The following is a 12,145-nucleotide window of genomic DNA, read 5'->3' on the forward strand; positions in this document are numbered from 1 at the left end:
AGCACTGGCAGGGTGTGCCTGTCCAGTGCTCGTTATTGCTAAACGCTGAGGGTTAGAACGTTTTCGAAACCGAAATACCGATTGAACGAACGGAGTTTAATCCCCAGGATTGCTGGGTCGATTCAAACCCGCGGTTATTTTCACCCGGATCAAATGCAATGGAAGTAGGCACTTTTTCATCTGTGCAATTATTGCAGAATATTGCTGCACGCCAGCCATCATAGGTTGATATACCCATGTTAATATTAAACGTGGTAACAGAGCCAATCACACGCTCAGGTGACGCAATACCGTAGTTTAGTTCCGAGCGGTAATACATACTGGCATTAATAAAGCCATACATTGAGCCCGATAGTTCTCGTTCGTACGATGCCTGGAGGCTTGAGGTAACATCCGCTGAGAGTGGCGTTGGATAGCCTGACGCATCAAAAAACGTATCTTCTGGACCACATTCAAGTGAATCCGGAGTGCATGAGGCACCTTCAAATTCGTCAAAAGTAGAATCAAGCAATGAGGTATCCCATGTCAATGTCAGGTTATCGGTTGCCCAGACTTTCACTGCAAGCTCAGCCCCTCTGGAAGTTACTGTTGCTGCATTTTGCAGAATGAAGCCTTGTGCATCCAGGTTGAAGGATTGGGCCTGATAGTTATCAAAGTCAGTGTTGAATAACGTAACGTTGAAAATCACTCTGTCATCGAATAATTTGCTTCGAATACCGGCTTCAATTGTAGTGGATACTTCATCCTCTACTGCAAAAGGTACTTCTTCCAGTCCGAGATTTTCTGTGTTAAAACCGGGACCTTTATAGCCCTGTCCTATTGAGCCGAATAGCATCACATCATCTTTTGCCTGATAGTTTAATCCCACTTTCCAGCTTAAATTGGTATTATCGATTGAGTCTATGAAGCGTCCTGTGGCACCGCCTATTGAAACAAAATAATTGCGTTGCTGCTGCAACACATCCGTGTCAACTTCATCTCTGGTGACACGCGCACCGGCAATAGCTGTCAATTGATCAGTTATATAGAAATCAAACTGACCGAATACTGCGTAACTTGTTTGGTCAAATTTAGTGATTGAGTCACTGCCAAGAAAAACATCATTGCTATATGGGCAACCTGGAGGCGGCCCCGATATTTCAGCACCTATACAAAACGGAAATTCAACCGCTACAAAAGGCGGCGGACCAACAACTTCCAGGATAGCGTCAATATCAGAAGTTGACTTAAAGTAGAATAAACCTAGTTGACCGCTATAGTTGTCATTCTGTGGAATGACTAATCGTAATTCATTTGAGAACTGGTCATATTCAGTTTGATTGGTATTGACTACCTGGTCGACCAGCGCTGAAAAGTCACCATAGATGGAGCGTTCGCTATCGAAATACCGATAGGCCGCGAGATTTATCAGTTCTATGCCATTCTCAAATAAGTAGCTTATTTCGGCCTGAGCACCACCAATTTCTACATTGCCATAGTGTTCGCCATCAGCGTCATTCTGAAAGTTTTCGGGGCCGGGAACGATGCCATTTGCATCAAGCTGGTCGTTAATCTCACTTGCTTCATCAACATTTCGATAGGTTCTTGAAAAACGTTCTCCATTACCTGTATTTTCTGTGTAATCCGCTATAAGGTAAATAGACAGAGGCCCATTATCATAAAGATACTTAGCTTTTATGCTGGCTTTGCGTTGGTCTGGGTCTACTTTCTTATCTGGTGAAGGGGCGACATTTTCGGTAAGAGCATCTTGATCAGACCAATGTGCGTTGATACGTAAAGCTGAGTTATCACTCACTGGAAGGTTGATTGTTCCATTTACAACTTTACCTACGGCCCCGGTTGGTGTTGTATTGCGCTTGTTATATTCGAGGTTAATGTTACCACTGGTTTCACCAATGTAGGGTTTATTAGTGGTGATATTAACTAAACCTGCCGAAGCATTTTTGCCGAATAGAAGCCCTTGAGGCCCATTTAATACTTCTACAGATGCGATATCATTAAATGGAACCGCGCCTAAAGTATTTCTTCCCAGGCTAACGCCGTCAATGGCAAGTGCTACGCTAGGATCCGTGGTGCCGGTAGAAATTTGTGACCCAATACCTCGAATCGCGTAAGTATTGTCTTGTCCGATTTGCAAGGTGGGCGCAATTTGAGAGAGTTGAGTCAGTTCATTAATATTTTGTTTCGTTAAGTCCGCAGCGCTTAATGCTTGAACACTAACAGGAACTTCCTGCAAGTTTTGCGCTGTACGCTGTGCTTTAACAAGAATAACTTCAAAGCCATCATTGCTTTTCTTATCGCTCTCTTTTGATTCGACTTCAGCAGTTTGAGCAACGGCCGAGCCTCCTCCGAATAGGCCAATTAAGACGGCAGTTCGTACTAGATTCTTTCGTGTCATGAGTGTCACCTTACTGATATTCAAAATCGACGCTTGATATAAAATTCTGTTTTTAAAAGGTTTTTAGTTAAACTTTAAATATCCAAAATTTATTCATTACGACTTTTTACATTGAGTTTCAATAAATATACATTAGCTTAACAATTCTGAAACGCGGTGTTTTCTGATACTTTGCATCAATAAAATGGATACCTAGGTCTGTAAGTATTAAATCCTTGAAGGTTTGAGTGCAACAAACACGGCCTATGCCTGCAAGGGATAAGGCGCAGTAGGCCTTTTTATAAAATCACGGAAAATGCTAAAGCAGGTCTAAACTTTAACCTTGGAAAAATCGTTGAGTTGAGTAACCGGTAGCGATGAGATAAGAGAAAACCTTGTATCTCCAACGGACCGCTAAAACTGTTGCTGTGTTAGAGTAAAACTAAAATAATTCAGTTGCTTATAACTTATCTTGAATCCTCTTCTCGACATTTTTGGGAACAATTTAATAGGGTTACTCATACCGACAGCACATTTAACCACCCGCTAAAGTGAATATTTCCAACCTATTACGTATCTAATTAATTGCTGATAGGTATCAGTAAAATCAATTTTTTCGATATAAACTTAGTCGATATAGTTAATAATGTATTAAAGAATTGTTTATTTTTATGCGTCAGCGCTTGTCCTGGCAACAGTTCTAATCATTTTTTTAAGAGGTATAGAGATGAGCTTATCGAAATTGCTATTGTTGTTATTACTGAATCTGAGCATTGCTTTTCAGGTTGCAGCCAGTAGCAAAAATATAAAAAACGAATGGATTACATTAGGCACAATGGGCGGTCCAGTGCCAAACTCAGGGCATTCTCAGCCATCCAATGCCTTGATAATAAACGGAAAAACCTACCTGGTTGATGCCGGTGATGGCACCGCTGGTCAACTCAGTAAAGCAGGACTTAGCATAGAAGATGTTGAGGCTGTATTTATTAGTCACTTACATTTCGATCATACTTCGGGGTTACCTGCAGTGCTTAGCCTTCGCTGGCAAGTCGATGCAGAAAATGAACTTACTGTTTATGGTCCCCCCGGCATTAAACAAACCGTTGAGGGAATTTTTCAGTACATGGCTTACGGGGCAAAAGGTCATTTTGGCGTGCCCGGGCAAGTGCCCAATGATCCCAGTAATAATGTGAAAGTCGTTGAGTTACATAATGGTGCAGTCGTCGATTTGGATGGTTTCAAACTGACATCAGTTCGCAACTCTCACTACAGCTGGCCCGAAAAATCACGTGAATGGCAGAAGTTTCAGTCTTTTTCCTACAAATTCGATTTACCAGAATATTCGGTGGTGTACACAGGTGACACCGGCCCTAGCAAGGCAGTAGAAAAACTAGCTGATAATGTCGATTTATTGGTAAGCGAAATGATGGATGTGGACTTCATTGTAAACTTGATTAAGCAAGAGTCGCCACATATGCCACCAGAGGCATTTAGTAATATAAGCAAACATTTGTCTCATCATCACCTGCTACCTTCAGATGTCGGGATGCTTGCTAAAGTTGCAAAAGTCAAAAAGCTAGTGATCACGCACATGGCTCCAGCCGTCTCAAACGAGAAGCAGGAAAGCATGTACACGAATCAAATAGCTGAATACTACAAAGGTGAAATCATTATCGCTGATGATTTAAGTCGTTTCGAGCTTGTGAAAAACTAAACCATTCACACTTTTTCATCATAAATCAGTCAAGTCTAAACAAACGCCCAGCGGTTTTATTTAAGGTGGAGATAAAGCCCCTGGGTACCCTGCAAGTAGTTCCCAGAGACCATTCTCTTGTCATTCACAACCCTACAAAATTCCAATTACGCTTTTGTTAAGAGACGAGTGCTGGCACTGTGGGATTCCAGTTGCTTTAACCGTAGATATATTTGGTGAAGTGGTCAAACGTTGATTGAATGCGCACCCGCACAGAATCAGAATACATTCTGTTTGCTGCGGGAATAACAGTTTTTATTTTTGTACATTGAAAACAACATTAACTGCTGTATATTGGTAAGGCCACCTTTCCAAAGTGAGTGGAGAGCGTGGCAACTGTGAGCCGATTAACTGTTTTAACTCCTCCTGAGGACACTTCTTATGCTGGAAACATGGCGCTGGTTCGGACCGGACGACTCAATTACGTTAAGTAAAATAAGGCAGGCGGGGGCGTCTGGTATTGTAACGGCCTTACATGAAGTGCCTACCGGTGAAGTCTGGCCGGCAGATCTAATCAAAGCCCGACATCAGATGATTAAAGACGCTGGTCTTGAATGGAGTGTGGTGGAAAGTGTACCGCTGCACAATGACATCAAAACTCGGAGCGGGGATTATGAGCGGTATATCAGCAACTATAAACAGTCGCTGGCAAACCTGGGTAAAAATGGCATTCGCACGGTATGTTATAACTTTATGCCTGTGGTCGACTGGACGCGCACCAACTTAAGTTACACGCTACCCAATGCCAGCCAGGCGCTGCGTTTTGAAATGACGGATTTTGTGGCTTACGACGTGATGATTTTAGAGCGCCCTGGTGCAGAAAATGACTACACGCCGGCACAACTAACGAAAGCGAAAGAGCGCTTTTCGGCCATGAGTGAAACCGAGCAGTCGTTGCTGGAAAAGAACATTATTGCTGGTCTGCCTGGGGGCGAAGGCTCTTACAACAGAGAAAGCATTAAGCAGGCTATTCAGCAATTTAATGAAATTGGCACCGAAGGCTACCGACAACATTTATTTCAGTTTCTCAAAGATATTATGCCCACAGCGGAAGCCCACGGTATCAAATTATGCATTCATCCGGATGATCCGCCGTTTTCTTTGTTTGGTCTGCCCCGGGTGGTATCCACTGCTGAGGATGCCAAAGCGTTGCTGGACGCAGTACCAAGCACCAGTAATGGCCTGACTATGTGCGCTGGCTCTTATGGGGCCCGCGCCGATAACAACCTGGTGGATATGGTGCGTGCATTCGGCCCGAATATATTCTTTGTTCACTTACGTAATGTGAAGCGCGAAGACGACGGCTCCTTTTATGAGTCAGATCATCTTGACGGTGACAATGACATGATAGGGCTAATTCGCGCTTTGCTTGAGGTAGAGCAGCAACGCGGGTCAGCGGGTGATGCGATTCCCATGCGACCGGATCACGGCCATTTGCTGGAAGATGAAATGGGTCAGGAAGGCGTTAAGCCCGGCTATTCTTATGGCGGCAGGATGAAAGCGCTGGCCGAATTGCGCGGTGCTATCCACGTACTTCAACAGCTTCAAAACTAGAACAGATTGCCGGGCGGCATTCACTTTAATGAGGCCGCCCCTGGCTATTTCTATTCTATTACCTCCGTTTCAAAAGTGACTGTCCACAACAAAAATAGTGCCTCCGTTCCAAAAGTGACTGTCCACAACAAAAACAGTGACTGTCCAAGAAAATACTTCAACAGCTTCAAAACTAGAACAGATTGCCGGGCGGCATTCACTTTAATGAGGCCGCCCTGACTATTATTATTCTTTTACCTCCGTTTCAAAAGTGACTGTCCACAACAAAAACAGTGACTGTCCAAGAAAATAAAGTGACTGTCCAAGCAAAGCGTATTCTGTTTTGCCCCCCTCCACTGCCGTGCGTGTCCATTTCTATAGTTGCGGGTATCTATGAAATGGATAGCTGATATCGATAATTCACATGAAGTGTAACCTTATGAAATGGTTGGTTTTATTTGAATTTTATATGTTCAAAGTGGGCTTTGTTTAATTTAATGTAAATATGATGTTGAATCGGTGGTGTGATGAATTATATTGGCCTTACCAAAATGTTGTTTTGGTTAGGTAAAGCAGGCCGCTAAGGGGAATTTATGTTGAAATCTGCACTGGGCGTAGTGTTACTGGTTAGTACTGTGGTGATGCTGGTGGCTTGCTCAGAGTCGGCAAATGATGTCGCGCGTTTAGAGCACACTGCTGAAGCTCGCCAGATTACGCCCCTAAACACCGGCTGGCATTTTACTTTGAGCGAGGCCACGCCGGAAGGGCTGCTTGATGGTACTTTTCAGCCAGATACGTGGCAGCCTGTAACAGTGCCACACAGTTGGAACAGAGTGGGGTATTACCAACACGCGGATGACAGTTCGCGGCATTCGCCTGAAACCCTTAACACGACTATGGGCACCGGTTACTACCATCTTACTTTCTCAATACCAACCGGGGTTTCGCAACCAGAGCACTGGCTGGAGTTTGATGCTGCCAGTCGCACTGCTGAAGTTTGGCTAAATGGCCAGCGCCTGGGGGAGCACCGCGGTGGGTTTACCCGTTTTCGTTTCAACGCTACTGACGCTATCTACACGGATAAATCGAATACACTGGTGGTGAAGGTGGATAACAGTAAACCAACCGCCACCTCCTCCACATACGATACGCTGCCCATCGCCGGTGATTTCTTTGTGCACGGTGGTCTTTATCGTGAGGTACGGCTGGTGTCGGTGGCCAACACCCATATTGCTCTGGATGACTTTGGTGGCGCTGGTGTATACGCCTCCACTTCCATGGCATCAGATGGAGCCGCCAGTATCACCGTGACAACGCTGATCTCTCAGCAAGGGGAGCAGGGCGCTGACATCATTATGGTAGCCCGCTTAACCGACGATAACGGCGAGGTTGCCGCCAAGGCAGAACAGACCCTCTCTCTGGAAGCCAATTCCCGTAGCGAGCGCCATTTAACGCTCAAGGTAGTAGAGCCAAAGCTATGGCAAGGTATGGACAACCCCTATCTGTACCGTCTTGAGGTTGTGTTAACAGATGCCAGGGGTAAGCTGCTCGACAGCGTTAGTCAGCAATATGGCCTGCGCACGTTTGCAGTGGATCCCAACAAAGGGTTTATTCTCAATGGTAAACCGCTCAGATTAAAAGGCGTCGCTTATCATCAGGATCGTGAAGGCCGGGGCTGGGCGGTAAGCCGCAGTGATATCGCCGAAGACATACAACTGCTTACCGAGATGGGCGCAAACACCGTTCGCCTGGCTCATTACCCACACGGTCAGCCTGTGCACGAACTGGCTAATGAATTGGGGCTGATTTTGTGGGACGAAATTCCGCTGGTATCGGTATGGCGTTATGCAGAAGAGTACGAGAAAGCCAATCAGGCACTCATCGATAACGCACAGCTGCAACTTACCGAAATGATTAAACAAAACTATAACCATCCCTCTGTGGCCGTGTGGGGAATTGCCAATGAAGTGGACTTTGGTGCGGTATTACCGGCTTTTCTGGGCAGCCCCCCGGACTCAGAGCCCGATCCAACGCCTATTTTAACATTGCTCGATGACCAGGTTGCAAAGCTCGATCCCAACCGCTACTCAGTGCTGGCCAACTGCTGTGAAGCCAATACGCGCTGGCCGGCTGACAAAGTGCCCGAAACCACCGGGCTTTCCCAAACGACCGGACTTAATCGTTACTACGGTTGGTACTACGGCCAGCCTCAGGATCTCGATAAGCATCTCGATACTTTGCATGCGCTTTATCCTGAGCAACCTTTATCGGTCAGTGAATACGGCGCCGGTGGCGCCACTACCCTGCATACCGATGATGTACTGGGTGGCCCGGTAGCGGCTACCGGCCGGCATCAGCCCGAGGAATACATGAGTTATGTGCATGAAGTCAACTGGTCGATTCTGGCGTCCAAGCCCTACCTGTGGGCAACCTGGATCTGGAATGGCTTTGATTTTGCCACCACCACCAGAGTGGAAGGCGATTCCATTGATATCAATACCAAAGGATTGATCACTTACGATCGCAATATAAAAAAAGACAGCTATTACTTCTATCAGGCTAACTGGAGTGAACAGTCCATGGTGCATATCACTTCAAAACGGTATGCCGATCGGGCTTATCAGGTAACGCCGGTGAAGGTTTACAGCAACTTACCTGAGGTTGAATTGCTGGTGAATAACCAGTCTCAGGGCGTGCAGTCTGGCTGTGTCATGAATACCTGTCAATGGCCCAACGTTAAGCTCGCTGCGGGAGTGAATCAAATCGTGGCGCGCGGAACAGGCGACACCAGCCAAGTCAGCGACAGCTCTGAGTGGCATCTAAATCCACAGCAGGTCAACACTTACTTTATCGACAGTGGTGCGCTGATGGCGGCAGACAGCGCTCCGGCCCAGTTCGGCTCAGATGCCTTTTTTAGTGGTGGCAGTGCCGCCATTCTGGATAAGCCCGGCGGGTGGGGGCGTCCTGCGCAACCAGCTGATATCCACGGTACAACGGATCGGAATGTGGCAACGACTTATCGCAGTGGCGAGTTTAGTTATGGGTTGTCTGTGGCTGACGGTGTATATCATGTTCAGCTGTGGGTCGTCGCTCAGTCACGAGCACTTGATTTCGATGTTTCCGGCAATCAACAGAAACCGGTGGCAGTGCGAATGGCTGCTGGCGATGACACAAAAGGTTATAACGCAGAAGTGATTGATTTGGTAACTGAAGTGACCGATGGGCGGTTAGAGTTGCGGTTTACACCCAAGGGCAGTCCGGCAGCCGTGTCGGCGATAATCGTTGTGCCAAAATAAACCGGCTATCCGGTAACACCGCGTAGTGCTCTTAGCGGGGCACTACGCGGTGAAGCTCATCACCATATCCAGACAGTTTAGCGAGTGTAATCGATGGCAATCTTGCCAAAGTGGGCGGCCGACAACTCATAGCGGAATGCGTCACCCAGCTCTTCTAAGGCAAAGGTTTTATCGATAACAGGCTTTATTTCCAGCTGTTCCAGGGCTTTTACCATGTCTTGCTGCTGCTGGCGGTTGCCAACGATAATACCTTGTAAACGAATTTGCTTGAGCATCATGTGAGCGGTTGGGATATCACCGGTCATTCCGGTCAGCACGCCAATAAGCACAATGTTGCCGCCTACACGGCAGGCGGTAATGCTCTGGGCCAATGTTCCCGGTCCGCCTACTTCAACAACAACATCTACGCCGCCTTCAGACCACTGAGCAATGGTTTCTCCCCAGTTTTCGTCTTCTTTATAGTTAACGGTAAAGTCGGCACCCAGGGCTTTGGCTTTTGTCAGTTTATCGTTACTGGAAGAGGTGATTGCCACGCTGGCGCCCATGCCTTTCGCTAACTGCAAGGCATAAACAGAAACGCCACCGGTGCCAAGCAGTAATACCTTATCGCCTGCCTTAATGTTACCTTCGGTCACCAAGGCTCGCCATGCGGTTAATCCAGCAGTGGTGATCGTTGAAGATTCGGTAGCTGTCCAGCCTTTAGGTGCTTTGGTAAACCAACTTTGTGGCGTTACAACGCGGTCGCGGGCATAGCCATCCAGCCCATCGCCGGGAGTACGGCTAAAGTCACCGAGTGTTGGCCCGCCCGCCTGCCAGTCGGGGAAGAAACATGACACAACCTCGTCACCGGGGACAAAGTCGGTAACATCCTCACCGACGGCTTCAACAATACCGGCACCATCAGCCAATAAAATACGATCCTGGACCTGGCTTAGTGTGCCCATTGCAACGCCTAAATCATGGAAATTCAGTGAGCTACCCTGCAACCTCACCAGAATTTGATCGCCTGTGGGGGCTGCCGGCTCGGCGATATCGGTTACTTTCAGGCCATCGAGACCTTTATCGGGTTCGGCAGTAATTATTGCTCGCATAGTTGTTACTCACTTTGTTCGGGGATCTACATTTACGTGTCGGAACACTTATTAGTTTAACGTTTACCACTGCTATGCTATCGCAGCGCTGGTTTACTAAATAGGGCCTAAAGTAGCAATTTCGTTACCGTTATTCGCACTAATATGACGCTCATCTCAAAATACCAGAACAGCTAAACAGGCATTTAATCAATGAGTGTTAATGCAGCAAACTTAATGTCTATGCGGTACATGCAGGTATCAGTACGCTTGACGGGATACTGCGCTAACCCCACGCTTTAATGGGGCAAGGTGCAAATTTAGGGAGCCGGTTACTCGTCGTCGCTGTCATGCAGTTCCAGCACAGACATATCCTGCTCAATTGCGTTAGAAATGTGGTGATGCATGGCGTTTTTGGCGCGCTCAGGGTCGCGCAGTTTTAGCGCATTGAGAATCTTGCGGTGTTCTTCCACATAGGGTTGAACGCCCAGTTCGCGTACACGCTGATGAAACCGCGAGCTGAGCGCTGATTGATTTCTGAGTTCCCATAGCCACTTGATGGTTGACGCCAGGGCACTGTTATCCGTGGCCTGAGCAATGGTGACATGAAACAGCTCATCGGCCTGCTCTTTTTGTTGTTCTGAGGCGGTGCTATCGCCCATCACCTGCACAGCCTGCTCGATGGTTTTTAGCTGCGCTTTACTGATCCGTGCGGCCGCCAGGCTCGCAGCCTGAGGCTCAATCAGCAACCTGGCTTCGAGCACTTCAAATGGGCCGGGCACATCGTCAATGATGCGCGGAGACAAGGTTTCTGACTGGTGCAGAACGTAGATGCCCGAACCTGTTTTAATTTCTACTAAGCCCGCTATTTCCAGTGCGATCATGGCCTCGCGAATGGTTGGACGACTCACTTCAAAACGACTGGCCAGATCCCGTTCGGAAGGCAAGCGCTCGCCTGGACGAATTTGTCCGGTTTGAATTTGTTGTTCTATTTGGGTAGCAACTTCCAAATAAAGGCGACGAACTTTAACGGCATCCACTTGCATAATTATGACAGGTTCTGACTTGCGTTAATCTGAACGATTGAGAATATCGCCAACCACCAAATAGTCAAGCGCTTAGGCGCTGGGACTGGTCGCGAAACTCCCGGGGGGCGAGTCCGGTTTGCAGCTTAAAAGCCTGCCGAAATGCGCGGTCAGAATGAAACCCTACCTGATCGGCAATGCGGCTAACCGGTAACTGAGTTTTACACAGCAATGCCTCAGCTTGTTTAATGCGTAAACGGTTGAGATACACCATCGGAGGCATGCCTACCTGCTTTTTAAACCGGGCCATAAAATTACTCCGTGACATACTGGCGCTCTCAGCAAGAAACTCCACCGACAGAGACTGCTGGTAGTGCTCGTGGATCACCTGCAAAGGCTTATGTAAATAGCGGTCTGACAGCGCTTTAAGTACCCCGGTAGGGAATTCTGTCTGACGGGTAATAAAGGTTCTCAGTGCGCTGATAATCAGCAGTTCAGCCACCTGGGTTGCTACTGCAAAATAGCCTGGTTTACTGTCATTAAATATATGTTGTATGAGCGGGTGAAACTGCTGCAGCAAAGGGCTCTGCTGCGCTTTGAAGGTAACGATTGGTGGCAAACACTCTGCAATCAGTGTGGCGTGGGTAAGTTCCAGTTCAAAGGCCACACCGGCCAGAATACTGGGCGTTCCCTGAGAGCCTACCGTCACCGCCATGGCCTGACCTAAATGCGCGTGAATATCGTAGGTATCGCTTGGTTGTCCTTGCCACTCGAGCGCTTCAATGGGAGCGAAATTGCTTGCTCCTGGCGTACCAATCCGGCAATTAGCGCCCATTGGGGCCAGCAGGGCGTCGCCAGTACTGAGTTCATAACATTGCTCGCCTGAATTTATGGTGATTGGCGGACCACTTAATAAGGTTAAGAAAAAACCTGGCGTAAAAGCATTTACGTTAACGCCCCAAGGGGTGTGTAAGCGCCATTTTGAAATCGTCGCAGCATTTACACTCACCGCAGAAAGAAAGTGACTAAGAAGGTCCATACATCCACTAACAGCAATTTTAAATAAATGTTAATTATGTTTTAAATAATAG

General features: G+C 47.3%; 7 protein-coding genes. 3 read left to right on the top strand and 4 right to left on the bottom strand.

Annotation, left to right across the window (positions count from 1 at the left end):
• Positions 1–52 precede the first annotated feature (52 nt).
• A complete protein-coding gene (locus tag AC27IB_RS06030) occupies positions 53–2,398 on the bottom strand; it encodes a TonB-dependent receptor (RefSeq protein ID WP_487119598.1) in 2,346 nt (781 codons plus the stop codon).
• Positions 2,399–3,104: 706 nt separating this feature from the next.
• Here AC27IB_RS06030 and AC27IB_RS06035 point away from each other — a divergent pair.
• From AC27IB_RS06035 to AC27IB_RS06045, 3 genes are all read left to right on the top strand, one after another.
• Positions 3,105–4,091: an MBL fold metallo-hydrolase gene (locus tag AC27IB_RS06035; RefSeq protein ID WP_296048185.1), complete on the top strand. Its 987-nt coding sequence runs from the start codon at positions 3,105–3,107 to the stop codon at positions 4,089–4,091.
• 420 nt (positions 4,092–4,511) lie between these two features.
• Positions 4,512–5,684, top strand: coding sequence for a mannonate dehydratase (uxuA, locus tag AC27IB_RS06040; protein WP_487119600.1), 1,173 nt, complete (start codon positions 4,512–4,514; stop codon positions 5,682–5,684).
• A 572-nt stretch (positions 5,685–6,256) separates the two neighbouring features.
• Positions 6,257–8,959, top strand: a complete 2,703-nt coding sequence (locus AC27IB_RS06045) for a glycoside hydrolase family 2 protein (protein ID WP_296048181.1) — start codon at positions 6,257–6,259, stop codon at positions 8,957–8,959.
• Positions 8,960–9,036: 77 nt separating this feature from the next.
• On the opposite strand, the gene AC27IB_RS06050 is transcribed toward AC27IB_RS06045, so the two are convergent.
• The 3 genes from AC27IB_RS06050 to AC27IB_RS06060 all read right to left on the bottom strand — a co-directional run bounded on the left by AC27IB_RS06050 (position 9,037) and on the right by AC27IB_RS06060 (position 12,093).
• On the bottom strand, positions 9,037–10,050 hold the full coding sequence (locus tag AC27IB_RS06050; protein ID WP_296048178.1) for a zinc-dependent alcohol dehydrogenase family protein: 1,014 nt from the start codon (positions 10,048–10,050) through the stop codon (positions 9,037–9,039).
• A 311-nt stretch (positions 10,051–10,361) separates the two neighbouring features.
• Positions 10,362–11,075: a FadR/GntR family transcriptional regulator gene (locus AC27IB_RS06055; protein WP_296049953.1), complete on the bottom strand. Its 714-nt coding sequence runs from the start codon at positions 11,073–11,075 to the stop codon at positions 10,362–10,364.
• 64 nt (positions 11,076–11,139) lie between these two features.
• Positions 11,140–12,093: a helix-turn-helix domain-containing protein gene (locus AC27IB_RS06060; protein WP_487119603.1), complete on the bottom strand. Its 954-nt coding sequence runs from the start codon at positions 12,091–12,093 to the stop codon at positions 11,140–11,142.
• Positions 12,094–12,145 lie beyond the last annotated feature (52 nt).

It is taken from the genome of Alteromonas sp. 4NH20-0104, from assembly GCF_057547795.1.